General features: G+C 41.2%; 12 protein-coding genes and 1 tRNA gene. 4 read left to right on the top strand and 9 right to left on the bottom strand.

Features of this window, described 5'->3' with window-relative positions; genetic code table 11:
• Positions 1–26 precede the first annotated feature (26 nt).
• Positions 27–1,154 (bottom strand): PilT/PilU family type 4a pilus ATPase, encoded by a 1,128-nt coding sequence (locus ACTUJY_RS19760; protein WP_463617863.1) that lies wholly within the window; start codon positions 1,152–1,154, stop codon positions 27–29.
• 361 nt (positions 1,155–1,515) lie between these two features.
• Here ACTUJY_RS19760 and ACTUJY_RS19755 point away from each other — a divergent pair.
• The 4 genes from ACTUJY_RS19755 (at position 1,516) to ACTUJY_RS19740 (ending at position 10,279) form a co-directional block, all read left to right on the top strand.
• Positions 1,516–1,605: transfer RNA gene (locus tag ACTUJY_RS19755), tRNA-Ser, on the top strand.
• A 202-nt stretch (positions 1,606–1,807) separates the two neighbouring features.
• Positions 1,808–1,999: a hypothetical protein gene (locus tag ACTUJY_RS19750; protein ID WP_463617862.1), complete on the top strand. Its 192-nt coding sequence runs from the start codon at positions 1,808–1,810 to the stop codon at positions 1,997–1,999.
• A gap of 245 nt (positions 2,000–2,244) precedes the next feature.
• Positions 2,245–9,717: an AHH domain-containing protein gene (locus ACTUJY_RS19745; RefSeq protein ID WP_463617861.1), complete on the top strand. Its 7,473-nt coding sequence runs from the start codon at positions 2,245–2,247 to the stop codon at positions 9,715–9,717.
• Positions 9,718–9,727: 10 nt separating this feature from the next.
• Entirely contained in the window at positions 9,728–10,279 is a 552-nt protein-coding gene (locus ACTUJY_RS19740; RefSeq protein WP_463617860.1) for a hypothetical protein, read from the top strand.
• Positions 10,280–10,307: 28 nt separating this feature from the next.
• Here ACTUJY_RS19740 and ACTUJY_RS19735 read toward each other — a convergent pair whose 3' ends face one another.
• The 8 genes from ACTUJY_RS19735 to ACTUJY_RS19700 form a co-directional block, all read right to left on the bottom strand.
• Positions 10,308–10,694 (bottom strand): hypothetical protein, encoded by a 387-nt coding sequence (locus ACTUJY_RS19735; protein ID WP_463617859.1) that lies wholly within the window; start codon positions 10,692–10,694, stop codon positions 10,308–10,310.
• Between the two features lie 10 nt (positions 10,695–10,704).
• Complete coding sequence (locus ACTUJY_RS19730) at positions 10,705–11,049, bottom strand: hypothetical protein (RefSeq protein ID WP_463617858.1); 345 nt, start codon at positions 11,047–11,049, stop codon at positions 10,705–10,707.
• A 299-nt stretch (positions 11,050–11,348) separates the two neighbouring features.
• Entirely contained in the window at positions 11,349–11,540 is a 192-nt protein-coding gene (locus ACTUJY_RS19725; protein WP_463617857.1) for a hypothetical protein, read from the bottom strand.
• Positions 11,541–11,550: 10 nt separating this feature from the next.
• Positions 11,551–12,357 carry an ExeA family protein gene (locus tag ACTUJY_RS19720; RefSeq protein WP_463617856.1) on the bottom strand — a complete coding sequence of 269 codons (807 nt, stop codon included), beginning with the start codon at positions 12,355–12,357 and terminating at the stop codon, positions 11,551–11,553.
• Positions 12,358–12,381: 24 nt separating this feature from the next.
• A complete protein-coding gene (locus ACTUJY_RS19715; RefSeq protein WP_463617855.1) occupies positions 12,382–13,614 on the bottom strand; it encodes a DDE-type integrase/transposase/recombinase in 1,233 nt (410 codons plus the stop codon).
• A gap of 155 nt (positions 13,615–13,769) precedes the next feature.
• Positions 13,770–14,324 carry a hypothetical protein gene (locus ACTUJY_RS19710; protein WP_463617854.1) on the bottom strand — a complete coding sequence of 185 codons (555 nt, stop codon included), beginning with the start codon at positions 14,322–14,324 and terminating at the stop codon, positions 13,770–13,772.
• Positions 14,325–14,413: 89 nt separating this feature from the next.
• A complete protein-coding gene (locus ACTUJY_RS19705) occupies positions 14,414–15,304 on the bottom strand; it encodes a PDDEXK family nuclease (protein ID WP_463617853.1) in 891 nt (296 codons plus the stop codon).
• Positions 15,298–15,937 (bottom strand): hypothetical protein (locus ACTUJY_RS19700; protein ID WP_463617852.1); only part of this gene is annotated, 640 nt, incomplete at its 5' end. The genes ACTUJY_RS19705 and ACTUJY_RS19700, both read right to left, overlap by 7 nt.

Genomic DNA, 15,937 nt, shown 5'->3' with positions numbered 1-15,937 from the left:
TTTAAGACGTTAATTGATCGCTAATTTTAAAGTTTCGTTTTAAAGCTCGGCCCATCGCTGGGCTTTTTCTTTTGTGGGCTTGCCGGTTTACTACCACTTTCTGCTAATCGCATTTTCAAGTTTAAGTCTGTTTTCGACTCCGCAAAGTGGAGGGCATCTTCTTTGGTGATCACTTTTTGCCGATACAGTTTGAACAGGCATTGATCGAATGTCATCATGCCATCCATTTGATGGTTTTCGACGGCTTTTCGAAGATCGTCCAACGTACCTTTGTTGATGATTTCAACAATATCCGGTGCGTACATCAAAATTTCGTGCGCTGCGACGCGGTTACCCGTTTTGCTGCGTACCAGTCGTTGTGAAACAATGCCTTTTAATACACTGGAAAGCTCCTGCATCACATTGCCACGCATATCCGATGGGAAAAGGTTACGGATTCGTTCTAAAACTTGTTTGGCGTTATTTCCATGAATGGTTGCCAAACATAAATGTCCGGTTTGAGCGTAAGAGAGGGCATATTCCATCGCTTCCTGATCTCGAATTTCTCCGATAAGAATCACATCGGGTGCTTCACGCATCGCGTTTTTCAGCGCGTTATGATAATTCTTTGTATCGACACCTATCTCTCGTTGATCGATGATCGACATTTTGTGCTCATGAAGAAATTCAATGGGATCTTCAATCGTGAGTATATGACTGGTATCGCGCCGGTTTCTGTGATCGATCATGGCTGCCAACGTGGTGGACTTACCCGATCCGGTAGGGCCGCAAACTAAAACCAGTCCGCTGCGCTCCATCACCAGGTCTTTTAAAGGTGCGGGAAGCTTGAGGTCTTCAATACTTGGAATATCGGACTTAATATGCCGCATTACCATGCCCACTTCGCCGCGTTGCATGAACACATTGACTCGAAAACGGCCAATATCTTCAACTGAAATGGCGAAGTTGAGCTCCCAGTCCTCTTCAAACTCCCGGATTTGTTGCTCATCCATAATTTTGTAAGCGATGTCTTTAATTGCGCCGGGTGGCAATGGACCCTGGCCCATCGGGGTCGAAACCCCTTCAATTTTCATATGCGGAGGAGCGCCCGTACTAAAAAACAGATCGGAAGCAGAACGCTCGGCCATTAATCGGAGTAATAACTTAATATCCACAGATGGTTACCTTTTATCCTAATTTGCTATTTGAATAAGGTTTTTATTCATCTTTAACAGTTTAGTCAAAAGAGAGCAAGAGTGAGTCAGTAATCTTGAGAGAAATACAGTATTTTTAGCGTTAAGCATTGTCAAAAGCTTTGTAATTGCATATAGTTAGCGCCCTCAAAAATTGCCGAACCCAGAAAGTTTAATTGGTGATTTTTAATACGAAGATTATTTCTTCGATATAGGTGAGATGGCCGAGCGGTTGAAGGCGCACGCCTGGAAAGCGTGTAAGAACGTCCGTAATGTATTGAAAATAAAGCAAAATAAAAATTGTTTTAATTTTGTACCCGGCATATACCCGTATGGGAATTAAGGTGAGGTGGCCGAGTGGTTGAAGGCGCCACCCTGGAAAGGTGGTATGTGGGCAACTGCATCGAGGGTTCGAATCCCTCCCTCACCGCCATATTCTACAACCCGGCATTTTGCCGGGTTTTGTATTTTTAAAGGAAATAAACTTGAAACTATTTAGGATAATAGGAATTATATTTACCAAAACGTTTTAATTTATTTTTAACTAAATAAAAAATATTTAATCCAAATTTATTTCACAATTTTTTCTAAAAATTGTACTTATACGTTTCATATAAATAGGTTGTTTTTTGAACATGGAAAATTTATTTAAGGATATGAAAATCGTTTGCGAAAACGATTCTGGAAAAATGATTTCAATTTCTTTTATCAATGATCGCTATCATGGCGCTCGTCTTGAAAAACAAATGACCGCGAAAGAAGTGGCGGATCGCCTTCGTCAACTGGCCGATGGGATTGAACGAGATTCGAGGTTAAAAGTTTTTTAAAGCGGCGTTTTATTCCGTTTGATTTTTGATATATCTCAGATAAAAATAAAAACGCAAATAGGCGATTGTCTGTAATCCATTTGAGAGATCTCTTACTTGAGTCAACTTTTCACTTTTGCGATACTTCGCGCCGTCTCATCAGGGAGTTGTTGCTTCACAGGGACTTAAAACAAATAAACGTCTGCGCACAACAAACACAACGCAGACAAAATTTAAATTCAGACTTTTTCTTTCAGGGGACACTCATGCACCGCGTTTTATCTGCGCTCGGTCTGTTTTTGGCCGCGTTTTTTGCTACCACTTTGTCAGCCGCTGCGCCTTATCCTGCGACGAATGTAAAAGGGCCGGCTACGGATGCCGATGGCACCTACACCATTACCTATACGCGTTCGAATGCTTACATGTATCGCTTATACGAAAGCAAAAATGGGGGCAGTTACGCGTTTGTTGAAGCCCGTTCGGATAAAAGCAGCTCGTTTACGGTGACCGACCGAGTTGACGGTCGCTATGTTTACACGGTAGAGGCTTGTAACCTCAGTCCCTTCCGTGGACTCGAGTGCAGCATGTCATCACCGAGCAATGTGGTGACGGTGGCTTCGTCAACGCCTGCACCTGAAACGCCATCGACACCGACCAATGTATCCGTACCATCTTCGAACTCCTCGGGAAGTTTTAATTTAACTTGGAATAAAGCGAATTACATCGATTCGAAAGGTAAATACAATATTGAAATGTCGGTGAACGGTGGAGCGTACAAACTCCACAGCACGGCTAGCAGTAGCGCAATCTCCAATAGTTTTTCTGGTTTTTCAAGCGGCAATTATCAGTTTCGTATTAACGCCTGCAACATCGATGAAAGTGGTATTGCTCCCGTCTGGATGTGTAGTGGATGGGGTTACAGCAATACTCTGGTGGTAAGTCGAATTCCACCAACGCCAAGCGCGCCATCAGTACCTACTCAAGATGGTGATGGCAATTACAGCATTAGTTGGACCGCACCAACTGGTGCTATCACCCATTATTCTCTCCAGGAGCGTGTGAATAATGGAAGTTGGTCCACTTTGTCTTCATCCACAACTAAATTAAGTTTTGCAATTAACAATAGAGGGAACGGAAGTTATTCTTATCGCGTACGCGCATGTAACTCAAGCGGGTGTTCAGCCTATAGTGCTTCTAGCACTGTGACTGTAGATTTTGAACCTGATGAAATGATTCCAGATGCACCAATTGCATCATTACCTCGTCAATCGAGCGATGTTGTAGGTGCGATTGATGTTAATGCAAACGTAGCCGGTGGTGCTGCATCATTATCAATCCCCATTATTACACCTCCTGGACGAAAAGGAATGACTCCAGAACTAGCGATTACCTATAACAGCAACCGCGGAAATGGTCACTTAGGGGTAGGATTCTCGTTATCGGGTTTATCAAGTGTTCATCGCTGCAGCGCGAATACCATTGAAGACGATTTTTATGCAAGCCTTCAGAGAAATGTTTCAGATAGGCTTTGTTTAGACGGACAAAAATTAATTCTTGTCAGTGGTACATACGGTTACCAAAATTCGGAATACAGAACCATAAAAAATGGCTTTGATAAAGTTGTGCTAAGAGGTGGTAACTCAACAAGTTATCAGTCGTATTTTGAAGTGTTTCGAAAAGATGGAAAAGTAATTAAGTATGCCGATCCTGTTCACACAAATCCTACTTACTGGTTAATTACCGATATTTCCGATCCGCATGGTAACAATATTGAATACCAATATACACGAGTAACCGACAGTTATACTGATAAAGAGGTTTATTTATCTGATATTTACTATACAGGTAAAGACTCTGTTCAAGGTGATCGCAGAATATCACTAGAGTATGAAGACCGAACCGATGATCGTTATTCCAGAAACTACTACGCGGGTACTTATGTAACTCATATTTATAAACGGCTATCCAGTATTACTTCATATGTTCAGAATGTTGAGGCTTATAAATACACGCTAACTTACGATTATAGTCCTACAACTTACGTTTCACGCCTAACTGCATTGGAGTTATGCGAGAATAACAGCGGTTCTTACGATTGTCTTCCGAAAAAGAAGTTCCAATGGAGTAATGAAACGCTATCATATGAGAAAAAAGAAAACACGATTGATTTTTCAAAGGAAGTAAAATACTACAACGCTGATAAGCAACTTATTGCTGATTTAAACAAAGATGGGATCCTGGATTTCATCATGTTTACTAAATATTATCCAGGTACTTACAGCAATGGAAGCTATTCGGTAGACTCAAGTCGTGCGGTTGAAGTGCCTTTTGATCAGAATGGATTCGATACTCTGGTGCATGCTTTCGGTTACCTCGACTTTAATGGTGATGGACAGGCTGATCTTATTGGTAAAAAATATAACCGGCTACACATTGCTTACTACAATCACAGCACCAACAGTTTTTCGCTTCAGGATTTAGGTATCCCGATTTCTTGTGGTGGTGCACTGTATTACGATGAGTATGCCGAGTCGAACGTTCCCAGGGCATCCTATAACACTACGAATAATTGCAGTGTCAAAGTCGTTCCCGATGGCAGTGGCGGTAACCTGATTTTTTATCGATCGATTTACGAAAGTATCTATATGGTTCAAAACAACGAATCATGTGGTAGTGGTCGATTGTGTTCTCCGAAACTCGCAGTTTCAACATCAGGTGAACCAAGCCTAACGCAGCAAGTTCAAAGCAGTTCTGACGCCGCCATCAGTGATTTTGATGTTTTTGATATCGATGGCAATGGTAAGCCTGATATCGTGTTTATAACACGAGATGACAAAATTGTTTTCTACAAACAGAATCATTGGACAAATGCAAATAATGCTAGCTTTACCAAAGTTAGTCAAACGATGCCGGTTGCAAATGACAGTAGTTATAATCGAGCAGCTTCGTTAAATGGTGGCTATCAATGGATCGACTTAAACGGTGATGGTTTAAAAGATTTGATGGTCATTTCGAATCATACCAACATTGGCTGGCGTTGGAAGGTTGCGTTCAACAAATCAGGTAGCTTTCCGCATTTTGGAACCACTAATCTGGAAGAGTTTACTTATAACTTTCCTCGGCACGCCAGCTATCTTGCTATTGGACGCGATGCGTTTAAAGTAAATCCATATGTAAAAGTTATTGATTATAACGGAGATGGTCTAGAAGATTTACTCGTTCCTGATGGAGATGTCGTTGAGCTTAGACCCTGTACAACATTTCAATGTGTTAACTCCAATCATCCTTGGCAAACCTATTATGTTTCACCATTAAGTGTTGTTAAATGGAATGTTTATTTGACGAAACCAAGTCCTGTAGATTCCTACGCTTATGAAAAAGTGGAAACCAATCATGAGGGTACTCTTAGCTACTTTCATCCGTTAGATTTGAATCATGATGGTACTTTTGACTACCTAACTGCTACAAAAATGGAGGATTTGCAGCACACATTATCGAATTATGATGAACCCATATTAAGAACCTATATTACAAAATCTTCAGATAAAGAGTACCAATTACCCTCGAATAAAGTCATGGCCGTAAAGGATGAAGATGGCAATCGACTTGGTTTGGATATTGAATTTGAGTATGCGCCATACTCGCACTTTAATAATAACGATCACAAGGCAAAGTTAGTTGACGGATACTTTAAGGCACCCGTTACGAATATGCTTGTGACGAAAATGAAAGTGGATAACTCTGTTGGAGGTAAAAATGAAATAAAGTATGAGTACGGTGCGCCTATATATAATACGAAAGGACTTGGACTTATAAGTTATGAACACATAAAATCCACCGACACTGTGAAAGGTGTCTATTCAATATCTAACTATCAATATAAATTTCCATTAGATGGACTGGTTACTTCTGAGAAAAACTTTGCAAATAGTAATAATCAGTTACTCTCAGAAATAAATTATTCGTACTGCTTTGAAGAGACTGGGTATAAAAATTGCTCTGGCTACCAAAGCGGTTTGTATTCCGTTCTGAACTCTAAAGTCACGGAAAGAAATTTTGATCTAATTGGAAACTCATTAAAGTATCAATTTAAAAAAATAAGTTCATTTGATAAACGTTATGGCAATACTCTTAGTTTATTAACAACCATTATTGATTCGACAACCACTCATACTAAACAAGATACTCTAACTTATTATCCAGCAGATGAATCGATATGGTGGGTTGATAAGTTAGATACAACTAAGAGTACTTCAAGTGTGAGTTATTGGGACAATCAAGGTATTGTGAATGGTACGAATGATTCAAAAATAGTTACCAATAAGCATACGTGGAAAGCTAATACCCATCGAGAATTACATTCGATAACAACTACATCTAATGACAGTGGTATCAGTGCTGTTCAAACATTTAATACTTATGATGAATTTGGTAATGCCACCAAAATAACTCAGTCGGGAACAGCCGACCCCGCGGTTGACTTCACAAATGTATTAGCACCATCGGTACAAATCTTCGATTACAGCGATACTGATGGGTATTTCCCAGTTACCCAAAAAAATGGTGTTTGGTCAGAGGCTGTCGTTACCAATGAATGGAATCTTCGATATGGTGTGATTGAAGAGCTGGTTGATGTTTATGGAAAGCGAATAACTAATGTATTTGGCAGCTTTGGACGAATCAGTCAGACACTGTCCGATATGGAGCCAACTATTGACCAGATTGTTCAATGGTGCGATAGCTACTGTGTTTCTAATGCTGTTACGAAGCAAATTTATATACAGGATGGTGCACCAACGACGATTCATGAATTGGATAATCGTGGTCGTGAATTGAAAGTCACGGTTATGGCATTTGATGATAATGGTTCTGGTGAAGACGAAATCATCACTACCACTACCTATAATGCAATTGGTCAAGTTATTCGTAAGGAAGACGCCCATTTTGAAACGAGCGAAGGAAGTATAACAACATTTCCAATGTATGATGTTTTAGGCCGACCTTTATCGAAAGTCGTCAATAGTGCTCCACAAGTATTTACAGTTAACTATGATTACAATGGACTTACCGCAACGGTCACTGTTGATACGGAAACTGATGGTTCTCGTACTATGAAACGAACCTATAACGCGTTAAATCAATTAATGGCAAGTCAGGATGCAAATCAAAACTGGAGTTACTTTCGTTATGATGCGCACGGCAACCCAATATTGGTAAAGGATGTAAGCAGTAATGTTATTTCTGCGATGTTTGATGGATTTGGATCGAAGCGTTGGTTCAATGATCCTAATATGGGACGTTGGGAGTTTAGGTACAATGCCCTTGGCCAATTGCGTTGGCAGAAGGATGGTAATAACAACATTTCGACATTTGATTATGATGGACTAGGTAGACAAACTCGAAGCTTTGTCAATAGTGCTCTTGATTCTGAGTGGACATACGACACGCGTAAAAAAGGAATGTTGTCTAAAGAAACGCGAGGAAGCTTCAGTAAAGAGTATTTCTACGATGATCTTGTTCGGGTTACTCAGGAACAAACAGTTATTAAAAATGGCTCAAACCATACGTTTGATGTTAAGTACGCGTATGATGGATACTATGGTCGACTAAAAGGGATTAAGTATCCAACGGGCGAGATGCTCGCGATTACGTATGATAAATACGGCTATGTAAAATCAAATATTGATCCACTTCGAAACAATGCTTTATATCGATTGATCCAGAAAACCAGTCCACGTGGAAAAATTGTTTCTTCTACTTTTGGTAATGGCCTCATCGATAGGTTTGATTATCATCCTTCAGGAGAAATGCAACGAGCATGCGTTACAAATTCAGCGAATTGCTCTGGAACAAAATTACAAGAAATCTATTATTCACACTATGATAATTTCGGTAATTTAACGGAAGTTAATGATTATATAACTGGAGTCAGAGAGCATTTTCAGTATGACACCATGCATCGTATCAAGCGGTCAGATAGAGTTGCATACGGTTCCGTAAATCCTGCATTCGACTCTTCGGTAGTCACCTATAATTACGATAAGTCTGGAAATATTACGTATAAATCGGATTACGCAAAGGCTTACTCTTATTCAACTGAGTCGAGTGGTGGGCCAAATGCAGTAGCTTCAGTTACGAAAATGGATAATTCAATCGTTAGATATTCTTATGATGGTAATGGGAATATGAAGCAAGGAGATAACATTGATTTAACCTATAACATTTTCAATAAGCCTGAAACGATTATTAAAAACCAGGTAACAATGAGCTTTAAGTATGGTTCGGATACTAATCGTTATCTTCAAATAGAAGAAGTAGGCAGTAAAAAAATTACGACATACTATATTGGAAAACTTTATGAAAAAGTTGAAACGCTTGAAAACTCAACGCTTTCAACTGAGCATAAACATTATCTTGGAGATTATGCAGTTCTTACTACAAACAGCTCTCAAAGGAATATTAATTACTTGCATGGAGATCGCCTTGGTTCTGTAACGCTCATCACGGATGGAAACCGACATGCTTCGAGTGTTTCCGATGATCGTACTCTTATTCTTCAAAAGCGTGGCTATGATGTTTTTGGAAAGCCTCGTGATCAATACTGGGGTGATAGTTTAAATGGTCGATTAATGTCGCTCATCACAAACCGAGGTTTCACCGCTCACGAGCATCTTGATAGTGTCGATCTTATTCACATGAATGGGCGAGCGTATGACTATAACGTTGGTCGGTTTTTAAGCGTTGATCCATTTATTCAGATGCCGGAAAACAGTCAAGCACTTAATCCTTATACATACCTTTTGAATAACCCCCTGTCAGGTACTGATCCTTCCGGTTATATTGCTGTACAAAGTCCTGGAATGGCTACGTTTTACTTTAGTATGATGATGAATCCTCAAGAAGGTTTTGACGAAGATGCATTCATAACACCAGGAGATATCGCAGAAGGTTCCGGCGAAGGTAATGGCTTTACAACTCAACTCACTGATCTTCAAGGTGTACCAGGCACTGAATATCGATCTGGAACAGCGACGTTTACAGCAATTCGGCCAGTAGGTAGTTCAAATACTTCAGGAGGAAGTGTTGGCATTGCTGTTGAGCCCTTAGCAATTTATTCAGGAGAGCAAATAGCACAGAAAGGGTTATCTGAATTAGCTAAATTTGGTGGTCGTGCACTGTCTTCGATTGCCAGCGGCGTCATTATCACTCATATGATGATCGAGCAGAAAGAAATGTATCGCCGACAGATGTTGGATAGGTACGCCAAGGCTGGAATTTCTACCAATATGAATTCAGAAGGTAGTTCCAGTATAACGACAATGCGACAAGCTTCTGGCGCAGACACTTATGGCTCTCCTAATGGCGAGGATCCAGATGATGAAGAACTAGGAAAAGGACCATCGTCAAGTGTATTAGCTAGAAATATGGAGCGGAGAGGAGATTCAAGACCTAAAAATAGTGCTGCACATCATATGGTTGCTGGTAGAGATCCCCGAGCGGCCCAGGCTCGCGCTATACTGAGAAGAGAAGGAATTGATATAAACTCATCTCTAAATGGTGTTTTTATGCCGAGAGCTTCAAAGTTTGCAAATCAAGGTCAAATATCACATTCTAGAATTCACACGAATATATATTATCGAGAAGTAAATCGACGATTAGCTCAGGCTCGACCCGGAACTGTTCGCCAAGTACTTGCCGGTATAAGACGTGATATTCAATCAGGAAACATGCCTCACTAAGGGTGAAAAAATGAAAGTGCTTAGAATAGTTAATGATGTGGAAAATTATCAAACTGCTTTACCCAAGGATGAAAGTGTATGGGAATCAGACATTTTGATATTTGATGGCTTACCTAAGAAGAATGGTTGGAAAGAACTACATTTTTATATTCATAATCCGAACTTGAAACCCGGGAATTCGATATATATCGCTCCTGGAGTAATAGCATACGATGAGAAAGTAATTGAAAGTCTTTCTGAGTTCTTCGAGTCAAGTGGAGAGCTTCTACCAATATATTTAGAGAAGAAAAAGTATTATTTACATAATGTTACCGAAGTAATAAATGCTATGGATAATGATAATACTATTTGGGATGAAGTTGATGGAGTAAAACTTGATGTTAAAGGGTATTCCTTTATCCAATCTAGGCTGTCTGAGTCTTCAATTTTTAAAGTTCCAGAAACTGAACGTTCGGAAGTTCTTACATATATAGGGTTAAAAGATAAGACAGATGAATTTTATTATGCTTATAAATCGTTAGGATTTGAAGGACTAATATTTGAGGAACTATTCACAGCATAATGTTTAAGCCCTAACAAACAGTTAGGGTTCAATTTCCTTTAATCACCCAGACTTTGATACCAAGTTTGTAATGCTGATTAACAGATTCAATTCTATGTAAATATTTTAAGTCAGATTCTTTTTTGGCTATCAGTACAACGCCCGGTTTTTTATTGGTTTGAAAGGCGTAGTAGAGGCTTTGGCCGATAGCCTCTGCCCACTTATTGGCCCAGTCGAATTCTATCGCGTATTCATCAGTTAGGCAGTCTACTCGTGTTTTATCTGGCAGCCGATACTCGATTTCACCTTTACCGGCGCACCACTCGTTCTGAAAATCTCGCTCGTACTTTTTGGTTTCTGTTGTGTTGTTTAGTGCATAGGCAGAAAGGCTTACTAATACTGCAAAAAACGATAAGCTTCGAAAAATAGTTTTCACAATTGTATTTTTAAGTCGCGTGTATCCTTGAGTTAAATGTATCACGTAAATCTTGAACTTTCGATTCAAAAAACGCTTCACTAAACTCAAAATCGGAAGCGGCGATCATTTCCTGGCTCGATAAATGGTCTGGAAGCAATTTAAAATCTTCTGCACAGTTGACAATAACGCGACCGGAATTCGTTTTATAGTGGACACCCGCTTCGTCGCGTTTCATAAACTTGAGTGGGACTAAATCGGAGTGCCATGCGTGGTGCGTACAGCCTTTTTGTTGTTGCTCCATCGTGAGGGGGATATTGAATTTTGAGCAGTGCCACTTTGCACCAGGTTCTTTTGTGTTTGGAAATCCATACATGCAATTTCGACAATTGACTTCACGCGGCAGTTTGTCGCCCCAATAAATGGCTTGATACTGTAGTGTACCTTTTTCTAATCATACTTTTTGCCAAATTATTTATCATAAGATGTATTAAAAAATAAACAGTTTTGCTGAATTAACGTCGTACACTATTTTGGTGTTTACCAAATTGTTGTCGTACTTTTTACCGATTTATTATCGAACACTTTGTGGATAACCTTTGGGTTTTCGTTTAAGCCTAAAAAAAGGGCTTTCGCCCTTTAAAAGAATTTGTTTAAATGCTCGCGTAGCGAGCATTAGAAAGGGTTTTTATTGTTTTCCATTTCGGACAATTCATTGTGGTGGTGAAGCTGTTCTTTTTGATGGTATTCAATGATGTCCTGACCATAGGTTTGCCAGATGGTGTCGCGAAGTTCATCCAGCCAGGTTAACAGGCTGTGAGCTTCATCCGGTGTCCAGTGGCTTTTGATTTGCATGAGCTTCATCATGTGGTTTCTCCTATGATGCTTGTTGTTGAATGAGTTCTTCGTGCGACCGCCAATGTGGTTGCACGAGGACTTGATTGACGTGAGTGATTGTTACTATTTTTTTGGTTTCTCTTGCTGCTTCAATGAGGCTGGCGTAGCTTAAGTTACAACACAGTCGCAAGTTGCCTTCCGCCGAACGAATGATGAGAGCCAGTGCATTTTCATCAAAGGTGTTAATGCCCATTTTTGCTTTTTCCAGTTCTTTGACGATATAACGCTCCATGTCTTCGTCGTTGAGTGGTTTAATGGTCGCTGAGTAAGTAATGCGACTTTTGATGTCTTTGTTGGTAGTGAGCGACAGGTAATGCAGTAGCGCGGTTTGACCGAATAAAATCAGGTTATGATGTTTGGGAAAACGCTCAAACAGCAGGCGTAATTTACGCAGTACCGACACTTCCAGTAAGTGTGCTTCATCGATTAACACGTAAAGGGTTTTTCGTTCCTGAATGTGATTAAAGGCCGCTTGTATTAAATCGTTTTCAATGTTTTTTTCCGTGGTTTCCAATTTAAAGGCGTCGGCCAGTTGCCATATAATTTGGCGATAGGTGTGTAAGGTGCGAGAACAAGAGACGACGGCAAATTCCCGCTGTTTATCAAGCGCTTCGATGTGTTCTCGTAAAACGGTTTTGCCGACACCGGGCTCGCCGATGATAACGGAGAATCCGCCTTGTTTGGCGTGAATGTTAATGATGTCGAAGATATGTTTTTGTTGAGGGAGCAGGTCGCTGAACTCACGTTTAAAGGGTGTGTGTGCGATGCCCCATATGGCATTGATCATGTAGATATGTCCTTTGTTGTAAAGTTATTGAGTTCGGCGTTGTTGCGCGTTGAAGTAAAGGTTAAGCGGTGATGCTTCCCCCATGCGGCGTTCGTTAAAGTAAACAATGAAGCGGTCGCGACAGTTTCTGTCGAAGCGTACCTGAATAGTTTTACCGCGTAGATCAACAGGACATTCAAATTTTTGGTTGTTGATGGAAAATACATTGACGTTAGAGACTTTGCGATTGTGTTCGACGTAAAAGACTTCATCGGTCACCTCATCGCACGTCAGGTATTGAATGCGACTGGCATCGAGATTAAAGCGATCTAAAGGTTTCATCTGAATACTGCTGTGGGGTTGGTTGTTGTAATGATTTTCAATCCAGTCTTGAGTCCGTTCATTGAGTTGTTCCAGTGAACTGAATTGTTGATGCATCACTAAAAAGCGGTCACGGAATCCTCTAAAAAATCTTTCAATTTTACCTTTTGCAGCACCATCCCGAATGGGGGCGTGCGATAAGCGAATGTTAAGCCGAATACAGGCTTGCAGAATTTCTTTGGAGGTGTAATTCGCCCCGTTATCAAAATATAATCGCTCGGGTTTCCCGCGTTTATACAGAGCCGTGCGAAACGCTTCAATCATGTTATCGGTGTTGTCACGATAAAAGAATTCCGCGTGAGTGATGACGCGGGAAGCGTCATCAATGAAGGCAATTAAAAATGTTTTACGCCATTTGCCGTCGGACTGTTTGATCGAGGGTCCATACAGGGTATCCCCTTGCCATAATTCATTAGCGTACTGCATGGCGAAGGAGGAACGCAGTTTTTTCGTTGTTTCTAAATTAAGTAAATCGTTTTCCCGAATAAAACGATAAAAGGTGGTGGGAGCCAGTTGTTTGCGAGAGAAATAGTTTTTCTCCAGCAGACAGCGGTAGAGGGTACTCTTTGGTATTTTCCCGACCTTGTTCACACTCAGTTGTGGCAACACATCGTTAATCGCTTCGGCCAATTCAGCGACTTGTACTTTGCGTTGAACATTTTTATCGGAGCGCATTTTCTTTTCCAGCGTGGTCACACCGTCTTTTTTATAACGGTAAAGCCAGGTGCTTATGGTGCGCCAGGTGAAGCGATAATGAGCACCGGTTTGTGTGTCGGTAAAGGTTTGTTGGCTGACCGATTTGATGCGGTCGCGAATGGACAAGCCAGGGGCGTAATCCACCGCCGCTAATACGCGCAAGCGGATCTCCAGCGGTGGATTTTTGGCATAAACAGACATGTACGATTTCTCCCGTTGGTTGAGGAGCCGGAAGACTATGACCGATTGGATAAGGGTTCGAGTGACAAAGTTTGTGGCTGGATCAAATGACCGCAGTCGGTAGGTTTAAGGCGGCCAAAAGACGCGCATAAAATGGCAAAGAGGTGGTGAAAGCATTAACACAAATGCATTTGCAACGTGCTTTGGAAGGTGCTCTTATCAGGCAATGACTGAAGCAGTTCCTGCAGTGTTGGCAATAACATTCTAAGGCGTCGGGTTCGAAGCTGGCAGCTTGGTTCGACACGATGTTTCAGTTTGAGTCGAAAGGCCCCCAGCCGCTTCATTAACGCAGTCAGCCAACGCCATGCTTGTCGAGGTTCCGTTCGGTCATGACCGATGGCGTGATACCAGGCGGCTTTGACCGTCATACCATGGAGCAACGCCAGGACAAAAGCGAACAGAGTCTGAAGCGAATAACGCCGCCTTGGGATTTGTGTATCAAGATAAAGTTGTCGGGTACGACCACAACCTGAGTGATTACCGTGGGGACTGCACAAAATTCGCTTACCGACAATATTCCTCTGACGATAACTGAGCTGTTTATAAATAAAGCCATGAGAAACCCACTGGTCATTTTGTTGGCAAAACTGACAAGCATTTTCTTTTGAGAGGGTATTCAGGGAATGAGTGAAAGAATCGAGTTCCGAGAGGGTAGAAAAAAACAACTGCATAAAAATCGACCGATTATCCAAAGGTCGAAATTGTACAAGGAAATTCAGTTTACCAAATTAGCGTTATAGAATCGAAAGAGCGTACGATATTAATTTGGTTGAAAAAGGCTGAATTGTTCGATGTTATTTTGGAAAATAACATGATACTCTTCTGATTTGTAGTTTTTGATTTCATAATGATTGCGGTGCGGGTAGGACGATTCGGGCAGTCGATCATCCATTACCGCTTCAGCTCGCGCGAAGAAGGTGTACCAGGCATCAGGATCATAATCGATGACTTCAATATACAAATCCGAATCGTTTTTGTTATACACAATAAATACGGCGTGTTTCAGTTTGGTTTTATGCATGTAGCACTGGCATTGTGCCCAATATTTTGGCTCGGTAGAACGGCAACCGTTTTTTGCAAATTGTTTGAAACGATCATCATTTGCGCTTTTGTATTCTACAACAGCCCATGTATTTTCAGGCAGCTCTGGAAAGCCATAACCCACACCGTCCATCGAGCCGCCGAAATGACCGCCTAAGTCTTCCGAAAAATGAAACTGTTTACCGGTATTGGGATTAACGGAATAAACCGATAAGTGCGGTTTTTTCGGCTTTGTTACATCGGTTTGAATACCCGCTTCGCGTGCGCTTTCATTGGTAATGGTTTCGAGCCGTTGACTTAAGAACTCTTCAACAAAATCACCCATTCGAAAAATACGATTGATACGAGGCTCAGGTTTGTTGGGCAAACACCAACGAAACTTTAGCCATAAGGTGCGAGTGTCTTCTTCACCAATTTCTGAGAATCCTAAATGGCCGCGTATGGGGCTTTCTCGTACTGCTTGGCGTTCTGCTGCGTCCAGTAAGGCTTTTGTGGTTGGTCGATCATTCGCGGCATCACGTTGGTTCGTGGCTATTGTTTCATTCTGATTGGGTGCAACAGTTACATTGTTGAGTCGTTCGCGCAATGCTTGAGTTTCGGTACTTAACATATACGTTCCTCGTGTTCATAGATGATTTTAATGGCGGCTTTGTGTGGTAAAAACGGATCAACAGTCACTCCGTCAATCGGTTTTAAAATTGGACGAGTGTTAAAAAGCTCGATGGCATGTTTTGCAGTTTGTGGCGTTTTAATGCTGGGTAGAGTGAGTGCATTCCAATCCCTTTGTGCGGTTCGTCCTGCAGCCCCTCGGTAACCAAAATAAAAACTTTTGTAGGCGAGTTTCATTCCATCGAGAGACTGAAACGCCATTTGCAAATAAGCGCGGTTTCCATCTTTGATTTTGTGTAAATAGGTTCGCGCCACCTGAAAGTATTCGGGTTTGCCTTGGTTGCTTAAAACCGCTCCAGGTTGCGCAGTGAAAGAATGAGTCACGAAAATCAAATCACAAGCGCTACAGTGCGTTGAGCAAGGCGCGTTTTCATGCTCGCAGTTTGGACAAATACGAACCGGCTGGGGTTGAAATTGAAAGTTGCAAAACTTGCATTTAATCGCGTATAGGCTGACCAACTCCTGACAATTTTCACATGCTTTAACACGTTTGATGGTTTGTCCTTTTTCCGGTGGAGTTGCGCAATCGATGGGGCCGAAGCGTTCCAAACATCCGCCAAAATCCAATAACAAG

The sequence above is a fragment of the Pleionea sp. WD8-19 genome (genome assembly GCF_055326765.1).
Note: the sequence above shows the minus strand (reverse complement) of the source record. Positions and strands in the feature narration are given on the sequence as shown.

Excerpts from the sequence above, each read along its gene's own strand:
- ACTUJY_RS19750 (WP_463617862.1), top strand. The coding sequence starts at position 1,808 with ATGGAAAATTTATTTAAGGATATGAAAATCGTTTGCGAAAACGATTCT.
- ACTUJY_RS19715 (WP_463617855.1), bottom strand. The coding sequence starts at position 13,614 with ATGTCTGTTTATGCCAAAAATCCACCGCTGGAGATCCGCTTGCGCGTA.
- ACTUJY_RS19730 (WP_463617858.1), bottom strand. The coding sequence starts at position 11,049 with ATGTATGGATTTCCAAACACAAAAGAACCTGGTGCAAAGTGGCACTGC.
- ACTUJY_RS19710 (WP_463617854.1), bottom strand. The coding sequence starts at position 14,324 with ATGCAGTTGTTTTTTTCTACCCTCTCGGAACTCGATTCTTTCACTCAT.
- ACTUJY_RS19740 (WP_463617860.1), top strand. The coding sequence starts at position 9,728 with ATGAAAGTGCTTAGAATAGTTAATGATGTGGAAAATTATCAAACTGCT.
- ACTUJY_RS19725 (WP_463617857.1), bottom strand. The coding sequence starts at position 11,540 with ATGATGAAGCTCATGCAAATCAAAAGCCACTGGACACCGGATGAAGCT.
- ACTUJY_RS19720 (WP_463617856.1), bottom strand. The coding sequence starts at position 12,357 with ATGATCAATGCCATATGGGGCATCGCACACACACCCTTTAAACGTGAG.
- ACTUJY_RS19705 (WP_463617853.1), bottom strand. The coding sequence starts at position 15,304 with ATGTTAAGTACCGAAACTCAAGCATTGCGCGAACGACTCAACAATGTA.
- ACTUJY_RS19745 (WP_463617861.1), top strand. The coding sequence starts at position 2,245 with ATGCACCGCGTTTTATCTGCGCTCGGTCTGTTTTTGGCCGCGTTTTTT.